The sequence below is a fragment of the Candidatus Poriferisocius sp. genome, assembly GCF_965208475.1.
Lineage (GTDB): Bacteria > Actinomycetota > Acidimicrobiia > Acidimicrobiales > Bin134 > Poriferisocius.
In genome coordinates this window covers 1,940,752-1,960,462 of sequence record NZ_OZ242338.1, presented here as the reverse complement: position 1 = coordinate 1,960,462, position 19,711 = coordinate 1,940,752, and the positions used below count along the sequence as shown (strand labels likewise).

At 65.1% G+C, this 19,711-nt stretch carries 19 protein-coding genes; 6 read left to right on the top strand and 13 right to left on the bottom strand.

Translation table 11 applies throughout. From position 1 onward, the window contains the following. Nucleotides 1-13 precede the first annotated feature (13 nt). The 4 genes from ACOGXA_RS09215 to ACOGXA_RS09200 are packed head-to-tail and all read right to left on the bottom strand — an operon-like array spanning nucleotide 14 to nucleotide 8,245. Complete coding sequence (locus tag ACOGXA_RS09215) at nucleotides 14-1,240, bottom strand: TIGR02679 family protein (RefSeq protein WP_419923590.1); 1,227 nt, start codon at nucleotides 1,238-1,240, stop codon at nucleotides 14-16. Continuing rightward, nucleotides 1,237-2,436 carry a TIGR02678 family protein gene (locus ACOGXA_RS09210; RefSeq protein ID WP_419923589.1) on the bottom strand — a complete coding sequence of 400 codons (1,200 nt, stop codon included), beginning with the start codon at nucleotides 2,434-2,436 and terminating at the stop codon, nucleotides 1,237-1,239. The genes ACOGXA_RS09215 and ACOGXA_RS09210 overlap by 4 nt, the downstream gene beginning before the upstream one ends. Next, nucleotides 2,433-3,989 carry a TIGR02677 family protein gene (locus ACOGXA_RS09205; RefSeq protein WP_419923588.1) on the bottom strand — a complete coding sequence of 519 codons (1,557 nt, stop codon included), beginning with the start codon at nucleotides 3,987-3,989 and terminating at the stop codon, nucleotides 2,433-2,435. The genes ACOGXA_RS09210 and ACOGXA_RS09205 overlap by 4 nt, the downstream gene beginning before the upstream one ends. After that, nucleotides 3,986-8,245: a TIGR02680 family protein gene (locus tag ACOGXA_RS09200; protein ID WP_419923587.1), complete on the bottom strand. Its 4,260-nt coding sequence runs from the start codon at nucleotides 8,243-8,245 to the stop codon at nucleotides 3,986-3,988. The genes ACOGXA_RS09205 and ACOGXA_RS09200 overlap by 4 nt, the downstream gene beginning before the upstream one ends. Before the next feature lie 150 nt (nucleotides 8,246-8,395). Between ACOGXA_RS09200 and ACOGXA_RS09195 the strand changes: the two genes are divergently transcribed. Genes ACOGXA_RS09195 through ACOGXA_RS09185 form a run of 3 tightly spaced genes read left to right on the top strand, consistent with a single transcriptional unit; the run spans nucleotide 8,396 to nucleotide 10,038 of the window. After that, nucleotides 8,396-8,641, top strand: coding sequence for a type II toxin-antitoxin system Phd/YefM family antitoxin (locus ACOGXA_RS09195; RefSeq protein ID WP_419923586.1), 246 nt, complete (start codon nucleotides 8,396-8,398; stop codon nucleotides 8,639-8,641). Beyond that, entirely contained in the window at nucleotides 8,634-9,023 is a 390-nt protein-coding gene (locus ACOGXA_RS09190; RefSeq protein ID WP_419923585.1) for a type II toxin-antitoxin system VapC family toxin, read from the top strand. The genes ACOGXA_RS09195 and ACOGXA_RS09190 overlap by 8 nt, the downstream gene beginning before the upstream one ends. A 4-nt stretch (nucleotides 9,024-9,027) precedes the next feature. Continuing rightward, the gene (locus tag ACOGXA_RS09185; RefSeq protein ID WP_419923584.1) at nucleotides 9,028-10,038 is read left to right on the top strand and encodes an L-carnitine dehydrogenase; all 1,011 of its coding nucleotides are present in this window, start codon (nucleotides 9,028-9,030) and stop codon (nucleotides 10,036-10,038) included. On the opposite strand, the gene ACOGXA_RS09180 is transcribed toward ACOGXA_RS09185, so the two are convergent. Then, the gene (locus ACOGXA_RS09180) at nucleotides 10,035-11,588 is read right to left on the bottom strand and encodes an MDR family MFS transporter (RefSeq protein WP_419923583.1); all 1,554 of its coding nucleotides are present in this window, start codon (nucleotides 11,586-11,588) and stop codon (nucleotides 10,035-10,037) included. The two genes, ACOGXA_RS09185 and ACOGXA_RS09180, sit on opposite strands and share 4 nt — an antisense overlap. A gap of 155 nt (nucleotides 11,589-11,743) precedes the next feature. On the opposite strand from ACOGXA_RS09180, the gene ACOGXA_RS09175 reads away from it, so the two are divergent. Beyond that, a complete protein-coding gene (locus tag ACOGXA_RS09175) occupies nucleotides 11,744-12,034 on the top strand; it encodes a WhiB family transcriptional regulator (protein WP_419923582.1) in 291 nt (96 codons plus the stop codon). A gap of 49 nt (nucleotides 12,035-12,083) precedes the next feature. Here the strand turns inward: ACOGXA_RS09175 and ACOGXA_RS09170 are convergent, their stop codons facing one another. Continuing rightward, nucleotides 12,084-12,986 carry an alpha/beta hydrolase gene (locus ACOGXA_RS09170; RefSeq protein ID WP_419923581.1) on the bottom strand — a complete coding sequence of 301 codons (903 nt, stop codon included), beginning with the start codon at nucleotides 12,984-12,986 and terminating at the stop codon, nucleotides 12,084-12,086. Nucleotides 12,987-13,095: 109 nt separating this feature from the next. Between ACOGXA_RS09170 and mca the strand changes: the two genes are divergently transcribed. Next, nucleotides 13,096-13,950 (top strand): mycothiol conjugate amidase Mca, encoded by an 855-nt coding sequence (gene mca, locus ACOGXA_RS09165; protein ID WP_419923580.1) that lies wholly within the window; start codon nucleotides 13,096-13,098, stop codon nucleotides 13,948-13,950. A 5-nt stretch (nucleotides 13,951-13,955) separates the two neighbouring features. Further along, nucleotides 13,956-14,351, top strand: coding sequence for a hypothetical protein (locus ACOGXA_RS09160; protein WP_419923579.1), 396 nt, complete (start codon nucleotides 13,956-13,958; stop codon nucleotides 14,349-14,351). Between the two features lie 16 nt (nucleotides 14,352-14,367). Here the strand turns inward: ACOGXA_RS09160 and ACOGXA_RS09155 are convergent, their stop codons facing one another. The 7 genes from ACOGXA_RS09155 to ACOGXA_RS09125 all read right to left on the bottom strand — a co-directional run bounded on the left by ACOGXA_RS09155 (nucleotide 14,368) and on the right by ACOGXA_RS09125 (nucleotide 19,659). Beyond that, complete coding sequence (locus ACOGXA_RS09155; protein WP_419923578.1) at nucleotides 14,368-15,201, bottom strand: ChbG/HpnK family deacetylase; 834 nt, start codon at nucleotides 15,199-15,201, stop codon at nucleotides 14,368-14,370. A 36-nt stretch (nucleotides 15,202-15,237) separates the two neighbouring features. Then, nucleotides 15,238-15,846: a thermonuclease family protein gene (locus ACOGXA_RS09150; RefSeq protein WP_419923577.1), complete on the bottom strand. Its 609-nt coding sequence runs from the start codon at nucleotides 15,844-15,846 to the stop codon at nucleotides 15,238-15,240. After that, a complete protein-coding gene (locus ACOGXA_RS09145) occupies nucleotides 15,843-16,013 on the bottom strand; it encodes a hypothetical protein (RefSeq protein ID WP_419923576.1) in 171 nt (56 codons plus the stop codon). The genes ACOGXA_RS09150 and ACOGXA_RS09145 overlap by 4 nt, the downstream gene beginning before the upstream one ends. An 89-nt stretch (nucleotides 16,014-16,102) precedes the next feature. Next, nucleotides 16,103-16,465, bottom strand: a complete 363-nt coding sequence (locus ACOGXA_RS09140; RefSeq protein ID WP_419923575.1) for a helix-turn-helix domain-containing protein — start codon at nucleotides 16,463-16,465, stop codon at nucleotides 16,103-16,105. Between the two features lie 9 nt (nucleotides 16,466-16,474). After that, the gene (locus ACOGXA_RS09135; protein WP_419923574.1) at nucleotides 16,475-17,380 is read right to left on the bottom strand and encodes a 3-hydroxybutyryl-CoA dehydrogenase; all 906 of its coding nucleotides are present in this window, start codon (nucleotides 17,378-17,380) and stop codon (nucleotides 16,475-16,477) included. A gap of 127 nt (nucleotides 17,381-17,507) precedes the next feature. Then, entirely contained in the window at nucleotides 17,508-17,819 is a 312-nt protein-coding gene (locus ACOGXA_RS09130) for a hypothetical protein (protein ID WP_419923573.1), read from the bottom strand. A 76-nt stretch (nucleotides 17,820-17,895) separates the two neighbouring features. After that, nucleotides 17,896-19,659, bottom strand: coding sequence for a PHA/PHB synthase family protein (locus ACOGXA_RS09125; protein WP_419926944.1), 1,764 nt, complete (start codon nucleotides 19,657-19,659; stop codon nucleotides 17,896-17,898). Nucleotides 19,660-19,711 lie beyond the last annotated feature (52 nt).

Genomic DNA, 19,711 nt, shown 5'->3' with positions numbered 1-19,711 from the left:
AGCCACCTCGCAGTCATTGGCTGAATCGGCCGAATCGGTTGAGTACGCCATCGAGCACGAACTCCTCGTGGATGATGAGGCGGTGGTGGTCGAACGCAGCTTGGAGCGTTGGATCCCACGGGGTTGGGCCGCATTCCTTGGGATCCGACATGAGCTGCACATCGGACTCCTTGGCCTGCCTGATGGCGTCGGCGTAGTCGCGGGCATCCATCATCCACGGGGAGCAGCCGAATTCGTGCATTCGGCGGCAGATGGCTATGCCCGGCGAGTCGAAGTCGCCGTGATACCAGAGGGATGCATCGGCTTGCTGGAGTTGGCGCAGCAGGGTGGTGACCGCGGTGGAGGGGTTGCCGTTGGAAGAGATCACGCAGGCTGGGAGGCTGCGCTCGGCTGCGGCCTCGACCAGTCTCGGATTCTCAACGACGAGCACGGGGGTGCCTGCATCGACGGAGATGGGGTGCCGTCGCAGGGCGAACAAGCTGATGTGAAGGGGCAGCCCGGCATGAAGGGCAAACCGGACGTGAACGTCCAAAGGGGAGGTGCCGGCGACCGGGAGCGACCAGACAAGTGCTGGGGCTGAGACTCGGTCGGGCAGGATGCCAGCCGCCTCCCAAAGTTCGCGCTCGACGAGCGGGCCGTTGCGACAGCGCAGGGCGTGGGTCACCGCGCTGGCTCGCCTTGTGCCCGAGTCGAGTGCGTGAGCTGACCCGTAGAGGGCGGCGGCAATCTCGGTGCGGCTGGAGGGGGAGAGTTGGTGGTGCTCGAGATGGTCGAGCAGGCGGCGAACATCATTGGCGAGACGGGCGGCGTTGCCACCGTCGAAATCTCGCAGCAGTCCGGCTCCCACAACCGCATCGGCCCAGGCCGCGGCCCACGGCTCGTCCCAGACTGTGATGGCGCAGTGCAATGACTCTCGGGCTTTCTGAGCGCGGGCTCGCTCGGACCGCCGATGGGCGGCTTCAGCCGATGGGGGGTGGCCGAGGCGGGTAAGCGCATCACAGAGATCGCGGCCTATGGCACGGGCCACCAGTGCCGCCTCCAACTCTTGGAGATCCAGACGCTTGGCCGGTTTTCGCCCTAGCAGCGATTCCATGGCCAGGGTGCTCGCCGGGTCGAGCGCCGGGCTGGCGATGGATCCCCGCCGCTGGGGTCCGTAGCGGTCGAGTCGGTGGCGGGCGGCGGACCAGACCTCGCCCAAGCCAGGGGAGAGCAGCGACTCTGGGACGGGGCGGGAACTCAAAGCAGCGACTCTTGTTGGTATTGGACGTCTATCGAGTACCGCCAGGCAGGTGGCAGCAGCCAGACCACATCGCCGTCCACCTCGGCCAGGCGGTGGTCGCAGAGCAGATCGAGGACATCGCCGGTGAGGCGTTCAGGGTTGTCGGCATCCTGTGACCAGTAGCGGCGGTGCTCAGCAGCCAGGCTGGCCACCACGTCGATGATATCGGTACGGAAGAACGGGATGCGGCCCGCCTCGACCGGGTCGCGGCCGTCGTCAGTCCGACTGTCGGGCGGCACTTCGGCTGGAGTTTGGTCTAGGTGGACAAGCCGGTCGATGAGCATCAGCGCGGCGTGGCCGAGGGTCCCGCCCCGCGGGAAGCGACTGTCGGTCAGTTCGTTCTCGGGGTCGATGACCATGATGCCCTCAGCGCGGGATTCGAGGTGCAGCCCGAACATGTCGTCGAAAAAGGCGGCTTCTTCTCCTAGCCGTTGTCGGAGCTCGGACCACTCGCGGTCGACGAGGTCGGTGCGAAAGAGCACCGGCTCTTCCAGCAAGACCGAGCGCATCCACGCCCGTGACGACAGCCGCTGATCGGACCGGTCAAGTACCTGCTCGGCAGTCTCCGATCGGGCCAGTGCCGGAAGCGGCAGCAGCGCGACGCGGTCGGGGCGGACGCTCAGCACGGCATCGGCGGCCTCGTCGGTGACATAGCGGTCGACATGATCGTGCATCTCATGCCCAATGCCGTTTTGGATCATCCACTTCAGGGCGGTGACCAGGGCGCGGCGGTCGGTCAATTCCTCGGTGAGGGTGATGTCGGCATCAGCCGCCGCTGAGCGGACTTCGTGAATCAGATCGCGCAGGCTGATCACACTCGGTCCGGCGGCAACCGCGGCCAGGGCTAGGGCGAGCATTGTGTACTCGCGCTGAGAAAACGGTCGTCCTTGGCTGGTTGCGGTCAGCAGCGGGCGCCGGTGGGCGACCGCCGATGATTTGAACAGGCGGGCGGTGTCGGCGGTCACTTGAAGGCGGTATCCGAACCGCTGGGTGAACAAACGATCGAGTGTTCGTTCGTGGCGGCGGATCAACAGGAGCATCTCCGGGTCGTTTTCGGCCAGCACGAGGGGATGTCGGACGAGATGCCGGGCCGCGGTGCGGATATCCAGCTTCTGCTGGGGGTCGGCCAAATTTGTTGGAGCAGACGCGGGGGTCATGGGGATGCCGAATTGGCAGCGCTGGTCTCTGCTGCCGGGGTGATGGTGACGATGAGTCCGTGCATCGAGAGCTTGCCCTCTGGACAGTGGACGACGGTGCGGGCGCCTTCGATCCGTTGTACCTCGCAACAGATTCCGACCTCGGTTGCAAAACGGCGGTCGGAGTCGATGCCGACCCGCAATCCCGAACGGCTGACGAGGTCGCGCAGCATCGAGAACGAGGCAGCCGACAACCGGGCACCGTTGATCTGGCCGTCATCGCCCGCACAGGCCAGCAGATCAGCTGCTGCGGTCTCGCGAGCGACGCGGTTGAGTTCTCGGCGGCGGCGCAACAGTTCTCGCTCATGCCTTCTATCTGTGATCGGCGTCGCCAGGCCACGCGTGGCGGTCTCCCCGCGCTCCCGCATTGCCACCGGGACGACGGCGCGGGGCGCATCCTTCCAAGGTGTGATTGTGGGAGCGGGGTCGTCCGAGTCGGTGGACAGATCCCCCAATCGACGGCACGAACCGAGTCCGAACGCAGCCGCCGCTATCTGATGGGCCTCGTTGGAGGAAGCGGCCTGGTCGAAGAAGCCCGCCAGTCGCACGAAGTCAGACCGCCTTGACGCCGCACCTAGTCCGACCCGCGACAGCCGGGTCACGTTGGCGGTAAGGGTGCGCACCGCGGCTACAGCCTGTCGAGTCAGCCCATCGAGCCTTGACGCCTGCCCCGGCTGTGCGGAGAACCATGCCTCAAGGTGCTTCCAGTCGGCAACCTCCGTGCCCGGAAGCCGCCGCACAGTCACGTTCTGGGCCAGTCCAGCCTCCTCCACCCGCACGGCCAAGCCGGATTGCAGCGCAGGAAGCAGGGCCGCAACCTCTGGGAGGATCTCCTCCAGTGTCCGGGCAATCGGCCGGGTCATGCGCTCGATCTCGGTGAGCTGTTCGTGGACGTAATCCACCAGCACGCCGGCGAAGAACTGGACCTCGTCGGCATTGAGGTCATAGCGGCTCTGCCATTGGTTGAGTTCGGTGAAGAACTGCGTCAGCTCGTTGGCGAACGCTTTGTGGAGATCGAACACCTTCCGAACCGCATCGGCCAGGTCTTGGCTGTCGACGCGGTCAAAGCCGACCTTGCTGTGCTCATTCAGCGCTTGGAGAGCGTGATGAAGATCGCGCAGGCGACCGGCCTGCACATCGCCGATCTCATCTGCTTTGGCTAGAACCTGCTCGACTAGCTCGAACACCTCCTGCCCGGCGCGGGTGATGAGGTAGCGGTTGCGCTTGCGGTAGTAGTCGTCGAGGTTCGAGGGGTTGCCCACTGATGATGACACCGTGAGGTTGCCCCAGCGGCGGAGGCTCTCCATCCGGTCGGCAACCACAGATGCATCGATGCCGACGGGGGCAACCGCCGACTCCACCTCCTGGGGGGTGAACTCGGCGAAGAACGTGCTGGCGAACACCTTGAGGATTGCCCGGTACTCAGGCCACTCGTCACCGCCCAGGTAGCGGAACAGGTGCCGGGCTTGAGCCGGATCGCCGCTGGGGCCGCTCAAACGGGCGGTGTCGGTCATGCAGTGTCCCGGCGCTCAAGGGTGGTGCCGTCCCATCGGAAGTGCTCGAGGAGGATCGCGTTGAGGGCCACATCCCGCACGACTTCGGTGATCGCCAGTTCGGGGATGCTTCGGTGCGTGCCCCACAGCCGCTCACTGGTGGCGATCAGGTCGAGGTCCAAGTTGACGAGAAGCCCGAACAACGCGTCATGGTTGTCTTCAGACACCTTGGAGAACGCGTCGTCAAGCAGGATGAACCGGGCGATGTCCGGTGGCGCGTCGCTGGGTGAGCCGCCCCGCTCAGCCAGGGCGTCGTAGGATGCCGCCACGGCAGCGAACAGCGGCAGGTAGGTGACCAGCTTCTTCTCGCCCTCTGACAGCGGGGTGTTGCGCCCGAGCTTGACGTCATTGCTGCCCGGTCGGCTCAGCATCACCGACAGTTCATGCCATTTCTTGTAGTCGAGAGTGTCGGCGATGAGCTGTCGATAGGGTACGTCGGGCTGTAGCGACCGGGCCTCGTCCAGCCGGTCGGACAGCGTGCGGCGCAGTTCCTGCTCGTCGTCGTCGGTTCGCAAGTCGGGGAGGGTCGCAAGCAGATCGACCATGCGGGCCGTCGCCTCGTCGAGTTCGGGGGAGCGCCGCCACCGCAGCCGCACTCCTACACGGTGGGCGGTCGTCACTGTGCCCAACCGCTGATTCATGAGCTCTACCAGCCGCTCAGCCCCGTGGACTTTCTCCGCCACCTCGCTGGCGACCAGCCCCTGCAACAGCTCGCGAAGGGCGGTGTCTTGCTTATGGCTGAGCAGGCCCGCGAGTCGTTGGTGCTGCTCAGCCACCGTCTGTGCTGCCTCGGCTAGCGGTGATTTGCCCAGTGGGCCGGTCACCTCTATGGAGAGCGGCTGTTTGGGATCGGGCTGGCGGGTATCTGCATCCCAGCCAGCGCCTAGTGCGTCTCTGCGCTGTCTCAGCGACTGCCGGACACCGTCGGCTGTGACCACGGCAATGTCGGCCTTGTCGGCAGACGCGGGGTCTTGTGACTGTGGCGAAGGGGATGAGGATGCCGCTGTAGCATCGTCGGCCGGATCGAAGGCCAGCAGGTCTTCGACCGTCTCGATCTGCTCGCCCAGACCCTCGCTGCCGGTCGCAGTCGAGGCAACCGGCCTGGCAGCCGGATGGTGGGGTCCGGCAACGGCAGCACGAAGTCCTGGCACCGACAATGTCGCGGCCAGTGATTGACGCATTTCCTCGCACGCCTGCTCGGCCGCGACTCGTCGGTCGGCGGCGGTGCTGGCTGCGGCTCGCGCGTCCGCTTGTCGTCCGACGGCTTCGTCGCGCTCATTTCGGATGGTTGGCAAGTGGGCTTCCGCCTCTTCCAGCTTGCTTCGACGGAGATCGCGGGCTTTCAAGACATCGGCGTACTTGGCACCGATGCTCTTCTCAATGGTGGTCAGGCGGGTGTGCTCTCGGTGGTATCTGGCCTGGATGGCGCGCTCCTCGGTTTTCTCGGCATCGAGGTCGTCGACTTCTGTCCGCCAACGGGTGACCGCATGGCGCCAGCCTTCGACTGAACGCCCCAGAGCGTCGAGCAGGGCACCGCACCGGTCCAAGGCCGTCTGAAGATCACCTAGCTCGGTGGAGACCTGAGCCAGGCCGCCGCGGTCTGCGGGCAGTGCCAACGTTGTCGCCGTTTGTTGCAGGGCATTTGATGCGCGGATCGAGCGGTCTTCGGCATCGGCAGCCCGCTTGGCTGCCGCGCCCCGTTCGCTCTCAGCCTTGTCGGACGCGGCGGTGGCGGCATCGACTTGAGCGGATGCGGCAACGATCTCGCTTGTGGGCGGGACACTTGACAGGTGCCGCCGAGCTTGGTCGAGCGACGCCTGGCACTCGGCCTTCTTAGCCTCGCTGGCGGAGACCACAGCCTGGGCTTGAGCTAAGTGATCGCCGGCTTCCCGGCGGGCGCGGCCCAGAGCAGCGCGGCGGGCAGTCACTCCGACGAATTCGGCTTGCTTCTTGGTATGGCGACCGCGGAGCGACCCCACCCAGAAGGCGCCGTTGAGAGAAATGGCGGTGGGAGCGTTGCTTGACAGATCGCATGAGATGGATTCGAGCAGCTTGGTAACCAAGCCCTCATCCACCTCTCCGATCAGCCGGTCGGGCACGGTCACCGTGAGATGCTCGCTGAGCGGGTGGGAAACGCCCCCGGCGATGAGGGCAACCAACTCGCCGTTGGCCAGCTCCACCGCGGAGTCGTCGCCCAGACTGGCTGAGAGCAGCCCGGAGGCGTAGAGAGCGGCTTCGAGAGATGCCTGCTCGCGTTCGTCGAGATGGGGCGCGAAATCGATCAGGTCGGCGAGGCAGTGATCGGCGCCAGTTTGCCACTCCAGCCGGGGTGGCTCGGGCTCGGATCGAGCGGCAAGCTCGTCGAACTGCGCCTGTGCCTCCTCGAGAGCCGCCCATTCGACGAGGAGCCGCTGATCGACCGCCGCCACTGCATCGCGCCAGTGGCCGACGAGAGCCTCGGCTTCGGCCAGCAGGACGGTTCGCTCGGCCTCTCGGACGTCTGTTTCTGGGCTGCTCGTTTCTGGTCCAACGCCGGAGGTCCCCACCGGATCGGATTGGCGGTCAACGGCAGTCGATTCGCGGTCGTCGGCACCGGACGAGGCAAACGCGGCGATAGTTGGAGCGTTGATACTGGCCTTGTCCAAAAGCGGCTGAATCGCGACCGCCCATTGCCGGGTTTGGACAGTCCACTCCCGCCGGGTATCGCCGAGGCGCTGATGCTGTTCCGCCAGGTACTGGGACGCGGCTTCGGACGCATTGGCCGCCATTTGCAAGGCCGATTCCGCATGGCTGAGCTGCTGCTCAGCGGACTCGAGGCCGGCTAGGGCCGCGTCAACTTTTTCGACATCGGCCCGCCGATTGAGCACCGATCCGTTGGCGGTGGCAATTAGGCGGCCGATCGCCTCGGGATCGAAGTTCTCGGTCGGATAAGACAAGTCGGCACCGTCCAGATCGGTTTCATCCAGTGCAACCGGGCCGGGTGGTTGCCGGTCGATCCGGCAGCGCTGTCCCAACCCGGTCGCGGTGGCCAATTCGGCGTTGAGCTTTTTGGCGTCGTCTCGGCCTTGCTGTCGGGCTTGGGTAAGCTCGTGGACGGCGCGTTCGACTCTCCGAGCGTGGGCGGCGATCCGCGTCGCAGCCCTCGCTTGCTGGTTTCCGAGGTTGGCTACGAGTTGGCGGAGGGCGTCGAGTTCTTGGCCGTCGCGGTAGATCTGCGATTCCTCTAGGGCTGCGATCTCACTGTTCAGCTGCCGGACATCGTCCTCCAGTCTGGAGATTTCATCATCGAGCCGGCCTACTTTTGCCTGGGCGGATGCCACCTCTTGTTGCGCTCCGGCCTCTTCTTGCGAGCGGTTCTGCTTGATATCGAGTCGGTTGTTGCCGTCGGCCACCCGTTGGCTGAGCTCGGTCACGCAATAGGCCCGGTACACGTCGAGCAGACCGCGGACCGACTTCAGCGTTCGGTCCAACTCGGCGACGTTGCCGCGGTGCTCCTCAAGGTCGTCGAGTGGCTGGGCGGCTTCGGCCAATGCCTGCTCGGACAACTGCGGTAGCGCATCGATTAGGTGTTGGGGGAGATCTACGTCGATGCGGTCGCCGACCCGGGGGTTGCGGACCACGTTGATGAGACCGATGTGCTGATCGATGGATGCCCCGTTGAACAGGCGGCGCTCAACTTCGGCTCGGTAGTCGCGGCGCTGGCGGTGGTTGAACACCAAGTCCCCGTCGAGGGCGGCTCGCAGTCCCTCGGCTGGTAGGGGGAGGTTCTGTTCGACCAGCCGGAAGTCGATGCCCGGCCGCTTGGGGGTGATGAACCACCAGGTGGTTACCGTGTCCGAGGATCGGCTGGCCTTGATGCCGCAGCCGCACACGAGGAATTTGCCCAGCCTTTTGAACTCGATCCACAGATAGCCGACCGGCTGGGCATCGTCACGGCCGTTCAGCATCCATGACTTGAGCATGCCGCTCTGCTCCCCGGCTGCGTCGATGCGGCCTAGCCGGGCGGTGAGCAGGAACGGCAGGAGCATGTTCATCGCGGTTGACTTGCCAGAGCCGTTCACCCCGCGCAGAAGCAGCCGACCGCCTCCGAAATCCAGCACTTCGTCTTGGTATTGGTACACGTTGACGATGCCGGCGCGGTTCAGCTGCCAACGCCGTTGGATTGCGTCAATGCCCGCAGAGGATTCGCCCACTACTCGCGTCCCTGCATCGGCCACACCGGGCAAGTTAGTGGAAAGGGGTGACAATTAGGCCAGGGCAAAGATATCTACCCGGTCTTCTATTGCCGAAGTGAGTTGGCATAATTAGTCTAGTCATCGGACTAAGTCATGTCCACAAGTGCAAACTACCAGGCAGGAGGATCAATCATGACCGCGATGGTCAATGTTCATGAGGCGAAGACCCATTTGTCGAGGCTGTTGGAACGAGCCCATAGCGGCGAAGAGATCATTTTGGCCAAAGCGGGCAAGCCCTATGCCCGGCTTATGCCATTGGCACCTCGCGAGCGCCGGCGTTTAGGGCAGCTAGCCGGCCTTGAGTTGGGCCCGGAGTTTTTTGAGCCCCTGCCAGAAGAGGAGCTTGCGGCGTGGGAGGGTGCGTACTCAGGTGAGTGACCTGTTGCTGGATACCCATGCACTTCTTTGGTGCTGGTCGGATAATCCGGTATTACCGCATTCAGTCAGAGATGCCGTCACCGATCCCGACAACGACGTTTTCGTTAGCGCGGCGAGCGCGTGGGAAGTGGCCACCAAGTTTCGGCTCGGCCGGCTGCCTGAATATGAAGGCGCTGTGTTGCGATTCAACGAGTTCGTGATAGACGCATCGATGCGGCATCTGCCGGTCACCTACCAGCACGGACTGCGCGCTGGCAGCTATACAGCCCATCGCCGGGACCCGTTCGACCGGATACTGGCAGCCCAAGCGGAGTTGGAATCACTTGTGTTAGTGACCAGAGATGCCGCGTTCCAAGAGTTCCCCGTCCAGGTTCTTTGGTGAACGCATGTCTCCAGCGATGACGACGAAAACCATTGGGGTAGTAGGTACAGGGGTAATCGGCTCGGGATGGGCGGTACGGGTGCTGGCCCGGGGGTGCGACGTGGTGGCCTGGGATCCAGCCGACGGGGCCGAGGACCGACTGCGAGAGGCGATCGAGCGGGCTTGGCCGGCGGCCACCGAACTGGGGTTGTTCCCGGGGGCTGATCCGGACCGGGTGCGGTGGGCCGAATCCCCTGAGGAGATCGCCGCAGCTGCCGACTGGATACAGGAAAGTGCCCCCGAGGACGAAGCGCTCAAGCGCTCGCTGCTGCACCGGCTGGACCTAGTGGCCCCGCCCCACACGGTGATCGCCAGCAGCTCCTCGGGGCTTTTGCCCACCCGCTTGGCCGAGGGCTGCGACCACCCGGAGCGAATGCTCGTCGGCCATCCGTTCAACCCGGTGTATCTGCTGCCGCTGGTGGAGGTGGTGGCCGGAGAGGCCACCAGTGCCGAAGCAGTGGCAGCGGCGGTGGAGCACTACGACGACTTGGTCATGCACCCCCTCGTGGTGCGCACCGAGATCGAGGGCTACCTGTCCGACCGGCTCCAAGAGGCGCTGTGGCGCGAGGTGCTGCACTTGGTGAACGACGGGGTGGCCACCACTGCCGAGCTGGACGACGCCGTGGTGTACGGCCCCGGCCTGCGCTGGGCGGCCATGGGCACCAATCTCACGTTTCATCTGGCCGGCGGCGACGGGGGAATGCGCCACATGCTGAGCCAGTTCGGCCCTGCGCTGAAGCTGCCCTGGACCCACATGGAGGCCCCCGAGCTCACCGGTGAGCTAATCGAGGCCATGGCCTCGGGCACCGAAGCCCAGGCGACCGGGCGTACGGTGGCTGAGTTGGAGCGCCAGCGAGACCAGAGCCTGCTGGGGGTGATGCGGGCGCTAGGCGAAACCGGGATCGGTGCCGGCCAGTTGATCACCGAAAGAGATGACCGAATCCAGGCCGCGAACCGGGTAGCCGACGACTGCTAGTTCACGACAGCCGCCTTCTCCCGCAGGCGGTACTCGGGCACCAGCACGGCCAGCAGCACGGCCAGTGCTGTTACCGGGATGGTCCACCAATAGACATCCGCTATGGCGTTGGCGAACGATTCGACGATGCCATCGCGCACTGCTGCGGGCTCGATGGCGCCGATTTGGGTCGGCACGGCGATGAGGGTCTCGATATCGAGTTGATCGCCACTCGGCACCAGCCGAGGGAGGTAGTGGTCAAGCCGGGCAGTGAATAGGACCCCCATTACCGCGGACCCGAAAGTCTGACCCAAGGAGCGGAAGAAGTTGGACGCCGACGTGGCCGCCCCCAAGTCGTCATGGGGAACGATGTTCTGTACCGCCACCAAGAGAACCTGCATGATGGCCCCCACCCCGCAGCCCATCGTGAACAGAAAGGCCATGGCCGTCAACGTCGACGTCTCGCTATTCAAGGTCGACATCAGCCACACACCCAGGGTGAGCACGGCAGCACCGACGATCGGCACCGGCTTGTAGCGCCCGGTGCGGGTGAGCACCTGCCCGGCGCCCACCGAGGTGAGAAGCATCCCCAACATCATGGGTACCAGCAGCAGACCCGAACGGGTGGCGTTCACATCGGTGACCACTTGGAGGAACAGTGGCCCGAAAATGCCCGCGCTGAGCATGGCCGCGCCCGCGATGAACTGGATCACGCACGAGATGTTGAACAGCCGCAGCCGGAACAGCCGGGGCGGCAGAATGGCTTCGGTTGCCCGTCGCTGCTGGGCGATGAATAGGGCCGCCCCGCCGACTCCCACCGCCAGCAGCCCGATCGACGGGGCCGACGCCCAGTCCCAGGAGTCTCCCCCCAACTCCATGGCCAAAATAATGGCGATCACCCACACCAGCAGCAGGCCCGCACCGGTGTAGTCCACCCGGGCCTCCCGCCGGGAGAAGGCCAGCTCGAGATGGGTGACCGACATCACCAGTGAGAATCCTCCGAGCGGCAAAACCATGAAGAAGACCCATCGCCAGTGGGCGTAGTCCACCAATAGGCCCCCGGCCAGCGGACCCAAGATGGTGGCCAGAGCAAATATCCCGCCCATGTATCCCTGGTACCGACCCCGCTCCCGGGGCGAAAGCACATCGGCCAAGATGGCCATCGACAGAGTGAACAGCCCGCCGGCCCCCAGGCCCTGGACGGCTCGAAGCACAATCAGCATGGTCATGTTCGACGAGACACCGGCCAATGCCGACCCAACCATGAAGATCACGATGGCGGTTTGGTAGAGGCCCTTGCGGCCCCAGAGGTCTGAGAGCTTTCCCCACAAGGGAGTAGACGAGGTTGATGCGATGAAATAAGAGGTGAAAACCCAGGTGTACAGATCCCGCCGACCCAGGTCTCCGATGATCGTGGGCAGCGCGGTGGACACCACCGTGCCCTCGATGGCCGCCATCATCTGGGCCAGCATCAGCGTGAGTATGATGACCAGTACTTGGCGTTTGGGCAGGTTGTCGCCCTCCGATGGGGGACTATCACTTATAGGGATGGATTTATCAAAACTATTCATATAGGATATCGTGACGGGCGCTATTCGGGCGTCTAACTTCTTGTATGGAAAGCAAGCGGATCACTAGGCAATTGCTTGGCGATCCGGTTGTGGAAGCAATAGCCAAACGGAAAATGCCCCCGGACTAGAACGGGAGGCAATGGGTGGAGATGGCAATGGAGCCTCGTCCTTGGTGGATGGAAAACGCGAACTGCAAAGGGAAGAGCGAACTGTTCTTCCCTCCGGCCGGCGAGCGCCCGTCGGCTCGTGAGCGGCGGGAGAACGCAGCCCGCCGCATCTGCGGTGAGTGCGTCGTGATTAGGGCGTGCCGCAGTTGGGCCCGCGACCAGCGCGAGCTCGGGTTCTGGGGCGGAGAGTCGGAGATCGAGCGGGCAGAGGCGGGCTTCGCCCCCTCCACTCCGGTCATCGGTCTGCGGCGCCACCGCACCGAGCGGGAATCGGCCTGAGCCGACTGCGCTGATCGGGTGCCGGGTTCAGCCGGTGCCGTCAATCTTCTCACTCCACAACGCGCCGAACGAAGGCCGCGAGGGCCTCGGTTCCCGCTATCGCCTCGGGGTAGTTGGGGTACATGATCTGGAAGTCGTGGATCATTCCCGGCCAGATGCGGTGATCCACCTCGACGCCCGCTGACGCCAGCGCGGCGGCAAATGCTGTGGCATCGTCCAGCAGCACCTCATGGTCTCCGGCATGGACCAGCATGGGCGGCATTCCCTCCCAGTCGCCGAAGAGCGGCGAGGCCAGCGGATCACGGGGATCGTGACCGTCCAGATACCAACGGGCCGCGGTCACCGCATCGTTGTGGCCGAACATCACGTCCAACTCGTCGCGCTCGGTGTGGCTCACCGAGGTGTTGGTCAGATCAACCCACGGCGACAGGCACACCCCTGCGCCGGGCAGCGGCCATCGGCGGTTGCGGGCGCCCAGCATGACCGCGCCGACCAAGCCCCCACCGGCGGAGTCGCCGATGAACGCGATGCGACCCGGAGCCATCCCGGTGTCCAGCATCCAGCGGTAGGCGGCCAGGCAGTCGTCGACCGCGGCGGGAAACGGATTCTCGGGGGCCAGGCGGTAGTCGATCAGTAGGATCCGGGCTGGGATCAGCGAGGCCAGGTGGGATCCGAAGCCCTGGTGCGAGATTATGGATCCCACTCGGTAACCGCCCCCGTGGAAGAACAGCAGCGCAGGCAGGCTCTCCAGATCATGGCCTTCGGGGTTCAGCCAGGCGGCGCCGGGCACACCGGCGATCTCGACGTCTTGTTTGACCACCCCATCGGCCAGCGGCGTGGCTGCGGCGTTGTCGTCCAACCGAGCTCGGCGCTGCGCCGCGGTCTCAGAGGGGTCGGGCTTGGGTGCGGACGCCAGCATGGCCCGCACGGCTTCGAATTCTGGACTTGGCATCCCCGGAGACTAACCCTTGCCCCGGAGGCTCACGGGTCTTGGAACGGGCAGAAAGCCATATCGGCTCGGGTTCCTAGCTGAGCTGAACCGGCGTTAGCCTGGGCGGGCGATGACCGGCGAACTTCGAATGCTCACCATTCACGCCCATCCCGACGATGAGTCGTCAAAGGGGTCGGCGACGGTGGCGATGTACACCGACAATGGGGTGGCGGCCTCTCTGGTGTGCTGCACCGGCGGTGAGGAGGGCGACATCTTGAACCCGGAGATGGATCGCCCGGAAGTGCGGGACAATCTGGACCAAGTCCGCCGCGACGAACTGGCCGAGGCGGCTGATGTGCTCGGCTACAGCAGCGTGTACTGGCTGGGCTACCGGGATTCCGGGATGCCCAAGAGCGAGGCCAATGCCGATCCCAGCAGCTTTGCCCAAGCCCCTCTCGAGGAGGCCGTCGGGCGCTTGGTGGCCATCTTCCGCACCGAGCGCCCCCATGTGGTGGTCACCTACGGAGAAGACCAGCAGGGCTATCGGCATCCCGACCACCTGAGGGTGGCCGAGATCAGCGAACCGGCCTTCGACGCCTCCGGCAGCCCCGACGCCTTTCCCGACGCCGGCGAGCCGTGGCAACCGCTGAAGATGTACTACGTGACGTGGTCTCGGAACCGGATCACCGCCCTGCACGAGAAGTTCGGCGAGCTGGGTCTGGAGTCGCCCTATGACGAGCGATGGTTCAGCCGGCCGTCCAACGACGACGCCATCACCACCCGGATCCAGTGCTCCGACTATTTCGACCGCCGTTCCAAGGCCCTGCTGGCCCACCGCACCCAAGTAGACCCCGACTCCAAGTTCTGGTTCGGCCTGCCCGATCACCATATGGCTGATGCCTATCCGTGGGAGGACTACGTGCTGGGGCGCAGTCTGGTGGACACCGATCTGCCCGAGACCGACCTGTTTGCGGGCATCGCCTAGCGATGATGGAGCGGGCCCGGTTCCTCAGCGAGAACTGGTTCGGGCTGAACCTGGAGGCCGCGTCAGGCTGGCCGGAGCGGCCAGGAGTGGACTGCTCGGCCAACATCGAGGTGACCGGCACACCTGACGGCAAGTTTCGCTACCACACCGTCATCCGCGACGGCCGTTTGGCGGAGATGGCCTCGGGCAGGCTGGCTGACGCCGAGGTGGGCATCGTCTACACCTACGCCGACGCCCGGGCCGAGGTGGCCCGCGGCGAGCACCCCGATCTGGCCTTCATGTCGGGCCGGATGAAGCTGGAGGGGGAATACGCCCGCTGGGTCTTCGGCCTGAGGCCGCTGCTGGACTCAGCGGAGTACGACGCCTTTAGATCGACTGTGGCCGAGTTCACGGATTTCTAGCGCCAGGCAGGCTTTGTCAGCTCCGGCGCTGGGCGTCGCGGAGGTCGGCGTAGCTCAGCAGCCGTGCGCCAGAGCGGTCGATGGCGGTGCGCAGCGAGGGATCGTGGGCCACCAGCAGGTATTGCTCCACTCGGCTGAGCCAGCCCGGATCCATCTCTCTCAACTCGGGGGTGTCGATGGCTGGCGACACCACCAACTCGGTCACCCCGGGGGCCAGGTTCTCCACCGCGTCCTCCAGCGTTCGCCGAGCAGGGCGGCCTCGGATCTGCACCAGGTGGTCGGGGGCCAGCACCCCCGCGTCTGCGGCCAAGCGGCGGAATGGAAACCCGGCCCGCCGCTCTTGGTCGCTTCCCCCCAGGCGCATAGGCAGCGCCATCTCGGCGGCCAACTCCAAGTACACGTCGAAGAACTCGGGGCGCATCAGCAGGGTGTGCAGGTGGGTGCTCAGGTGGGTCAGGTCGCAACCCCACTGGCCGGCCCGCTCGATTTGGGCCCGGCACTCCCGGTGGGCCTCGTCGAGATCGCTGTGGTCCCAGGAATCGGTCGGGGTGCGGGGGAAGCCGCCATCGCCGTCCAACAGCGACGGCGCCTGGGTGATCGGGCCCCATCTATAGTTGTCGAACTCGGCGTTGAGGGTGAGGTCGACCCCCACCGGAGTGGGGGTGAACCGTCCGGCAGCGTCCCGGGCCCATGGGCACGGCACCATCAGGCCGGTCGCGGTGGCCGCTCCGATGTCCAAGCACTCGGCAATGGCCGCGTTGGCCGCATGAGACTGACCCAGGTTGTCGCAGGTGATGATGAGGGCTCGATCCCGGGGGGAGCCGCCCAAGCGCTCCAGTAGTTCGCTCACTACTCGAAAGCTACCGCCCCCAACACCCAGAGGCGGTCACTGAAGGGCCACGTCGGCGCTGCCGCAGGCGCCCCACAGTCCCAATCCCTGGCCGCGGGCCGCGGCCGCGGCCGCGTGGAAGGCTTCGGCGTAGATGGTATTGGGCTCGATGACAAGTGCCTCGCCATAGCCGCGGGCGGCGATGTCGAGGTTGACGAACAGGCCGTCGCCTGCCCTGTACACGTAGGCGAGCAGGCGGTTGTAGCGGTCGCGGGCCTCGGTGTCTCGGGTGAGGTATACCCCGGTGCCTGGCGGCAGGAGCGATTTGGTGAAAGCACTGGCCTCGTCGCCGTAGCACTCTGCGGGCAAGAACCCGCCGGTGGCCTCGGGAGTGTCGATGCCGATCAGGCGCACCCGCTCGGTGCGGCCGGCCACCTCCAATACCACCGTGTCCCCGTCAACCACCTCCTTCACGATTGCGGCTGCGCCCGCCGGCCCCGCGGCCGCCTCGTTGGAATCGGCCGACTGGCTGGCGAGCCCACTTGAGCTCGGCGAGCAGCCGCCGGCCGCGAGCATCCAGCAGGCCAGCAATCCACAGGCCAGCAATCCGCCCGTCCCCCACAGGGGCGCCCGCACCTTGTTGGAGGTGGCAGTCTGCGGTTTCACGCAGCACGGGGAACGTTGTCGGAGGGCATAGGTGAGGGCCGGGCTGCGGGGGAGTGGCCCCGCAAAGCCGCTCGGGCCTGAGCTAGGCCCCGACGCCCGATCTCCTTGGTGCGCTCATCGATACGCCAGTCTGGCGGTGCGTCTAAAAGCGTGAGCTGTTGCTTCATGCTTCCAGTATCCCGGTGGGAGTGACAGTTTGGGCCGGAAGGGGGAGAATTGCTCCAGATTTTGCCTCTGAAGTGGGAAAAGGCGCGTTCTAGCTGACCTTGCCGCCGCCGGTCATGCTGCGGTACACCTCCAACAGAGCCGCCTTCTGCTCGTCGGAGAGGCTTGCGTCAGACCGAATGGTTGCCTCTGTGTCAGTGAAGCCTTCGGGGGCCTCGCCATTGGCGGCATCAATGCCGGCAGCCTGGGCTAGCAGGGTCTCGGCCGACAAGTTCAGCGCTTTGGCCAGCGACTTGATCACTCGCACCGACGGCTGGTGCATGCCTCGCTCCAGCTGGCTGAGGTAGGGGTTGGACACCTGGGCGAGATCAGACAGCTCCCGCAGAGTCAGCTGGGCCAGCTTGCGCTGGCTGCGCAGATAGTTCCCAAATGCTTCGATGGGGGATTGATCCATGGCTGTGCCTCAGTCGTACTCGTAGAATCCCTTGCCCGACTTCCGCCCCAGATGCCCGGCGGCCACCATTCGGCGCAGCAGCGGCGGCGGAGCGTTGTGGGAGCCCTTGAACTCCTCGTAGAGCACCTCGGCCACCGCCTCGATGGTGTCCAGTCCGATCAGGTCGCACAGCGTCAGCGGGCCCATGGGGTGCCCGCAGCCGTACATCATCCCGCTGTCGATGTCGGCTGCGCTCACCTTGCCCTCGTCGAACATGCGGATGGCATCGAGCAGGTAGGGGACCAGCAGCCGGTTCACCACGAACCCGGCTCGGTCGCGACAGCGGATGACCCGCTTGCCCAGAACCTCCACTGCGAAGCGGTCGACTCGGTCGATGGTCTCCAGGGAGGTGCCCAGCGAGCGCACCAGTTCCACTAAGGGTTGTATCGGGGCCGGGTTGAAGAAGTGCATGCCAAGCACCATGTCCGACCGACTGGTGATGGAGCCCAGGGTGATGATGGGAATGGAAGAGGTGTTGGTGGCGATGATGGCGTTAGGGGCCATCACCTTGTCCATGGCCCGAAATACCGACAGCTTTTCCTCCAGCGACTCGATGACCGCCTCAATGGCCAGATCCCGGTCGGCCAGGTCGCCCATGTCAGTGCTGAAGCTGAGCGAGTCCAAGGCCAGGTCTCGAGTTGCCGCCGGTACCTTGTTGCGGGACACCGCCTTGTTCAGGGAGTTCTCGATCGACTCCCGGGCGATGCTGACTGCGGTGTCGTCCACCTCGATTACCAGGGTGTCCAAGCCTGCTCGGGCGCACACCTCGGCGATGCCCGATCCCATTATCCCGCCGCCGACCACTCCGACCTTGTTGATCGGCTCTGCTGGCGATTCGAACTCTTGTGGCGGCAGCGCGCCAGCTTCCGTGCTCATTATTCCCTCCCACCGCCGGAAACCGACGGCCCCTAGTGGCTGTTCAGAATACTACGCAAGCGATAGAAAAATAAAACGGGGCCGGTCTAAGACCGGCCCCGTTTGCAGAGAAGAACTGAGGGGGGAATCAGCTCTTCTTGACGACTGGCTTGGCTGGGGTCGCCCCATTGGGGGCCGCCGCGGCCAGAAGGCTCTGGGCGAATTCCTTCTGGGTGTTGAGCAGTGCCTCGGCGAATCCGAAGCTGGCGTCCATCAACTCCTTGGGGTCGGGCAGGGCGTCGAGGCCGGGGATGGCCTCTGTCTTCAGGCTCTCGGGGGTGATGCTGCCCACCGTGTCGGTGAAGGTGCGGACACCTTCGACGATGGCGGTCTGGCTCACCTTGAGGGCGCTGAGAACCTGTTCTTGCATGGCTTCGGTGATTTCTTTGACTTCGGTCATGTTGCTTACTTTACTTAGCAACAGCTTGAAAGGCAACTCAAGGAAAGATTTTCTTGTGACCGCAGGCAGAATGCCCTCACACTGCGGCGGCGTCGCCAGGGCGCATCTTCACGTAGAGGCCCGGCGAGTCTTCCAATGGGGCGTATGCCCTGCTGCCCAACTGCTTGGGGGCATCCGTCTTTTCCCCAGCCCGCTCGCCGATCCACCGGGCCCAGTCCTCCCACCACGTCTGCTGGTGCTTCTCAGCGCCCCCCAGCCACTGCTCGGGTGTCTCCGCGATGTGGTCGTTGGTCCAGTGGCGGGCCTTGGGGCCGGGCGGGTTGACGATGCCGGCGATGTGCCCCGAAGTGCTGAGCACGAACCGGTTGTGTCCGCCCAACAGGGTGGCCGTGCGGTAGGCGGCGGTCCACGGGACGATGTGGTCGTCGATGGCCGACAGCACGTAGCTGTCCTGCTTGACGTCGGCGGGGTGCAGCACGGTGCCGTCAACCTCGAAGGCATCGTTGGCGAACTGATTCTGGAGATAGCACCGGCGCAGGTAGCTGCTGTGCATGCGGGCCGGCATCCGGGTGCTGTCGTTGTTCCAGGCCAGCAGATCGAACGCCGGGGGATCCTCACCCAGCAGCCAGTTGTTCACCACGTACTGGAAGATCAGGTCGTTGGCTCGGATGGCGTCGAAGGTGCGGGCCATCTCGCTGGCTTCCAGGTACCCCTGGTCGGCCATCTTCCGCTCCAGCCCGGCCACAGTGGGCTCGTCGGTGAACGCCCCCAGCACGCCGGGGTCGGAGAAGTCGGTCAGGGTGTTCAAGAACGTGGCGGAACCTATGGGCTGGTCGCCGGTGGCCGCGCCGTGGGCCATGGCGATGGCGGTGAGTGTGCCCCCCAGGCACACGTTGACGGTGTTCACCTTCTCCTGCCCGGTGATCTCCTGCACCACTCTGACGGCGTCGAGCGGTCCCTGGCGGAGGTAGTCCTCGAAACCGGTATCGCGCATTGACCCGTCGGGGTTGCGATAGCTGATGGCGAAGCAGGTGTGGCCGTGCTGCACCGCCCACTCGATCAGGCTCTTCTGGGGGGCTAAGTCCATGATGTAGTACTTGTTGATCCACGGCGGGCAGAACAGCAGCGGGGTCTCATATACCTGCTCGGTTTGGGGCTCGTACTGGATCAGCTCGATCAGGTCGCTGCGATACACCACTTTGCCAGGGGTCATGGCCATGTTCAGCCCCGGCTCGAACCCCGAGTCGTCCACTTTCGACGGCCATCCGTCGTTGTGGCGCAGATCGTGGAGCATGTTGGAGGCCCCCTTCACCACGCTGGCCCCGCCGGTGGCCGCCGCCTTGGCCAGAGCGTCGGGGTTGGTGAGCAGCATGTTGGTGGGCGCCAGGGCGTCGAAGGCGAAGGAGGCCGCGAAGGAGGCCTTGCGGTGGTCGGCCTCGCCAAGGTTGGCGGCACAGATGAGGTCGTCGGCCAGGTTCTTGGACAGCAGGTAAGTCTGCTGGAGGCCGAAGAAATAAGGGTTGTCCTGCCAGGCTGGCGATGACCAGCGGTGGTCCTTGGGCTGGGGCTGGACAGGGGCGGGGGCTTCGGGGTCGGCGGTCTTGGTCGCCTTGGCCATCGTGGCTGCCCCCACCTTCATGGCCCCGGCGGCTGCTTTCAACAAAGCGGTGCCCACCCCCACCGGGTTGGCCGCGGCTCTCATGCCCGCGTTGACCAGGGTGCGGGCGAAATAAACCGGGTCGAGCGAGTCGAGCACTTGCTCTCCGACCCAATTGGGGTCCAGGACATCGGACTCGCCTGCGGTAGCCCCGATAGATCCTGCTTCTACGTCGTCGCTCACGGTTGGGAACTTTACCAAGCAGGACACCATCGAGCGTCACCGTGGGGTCATA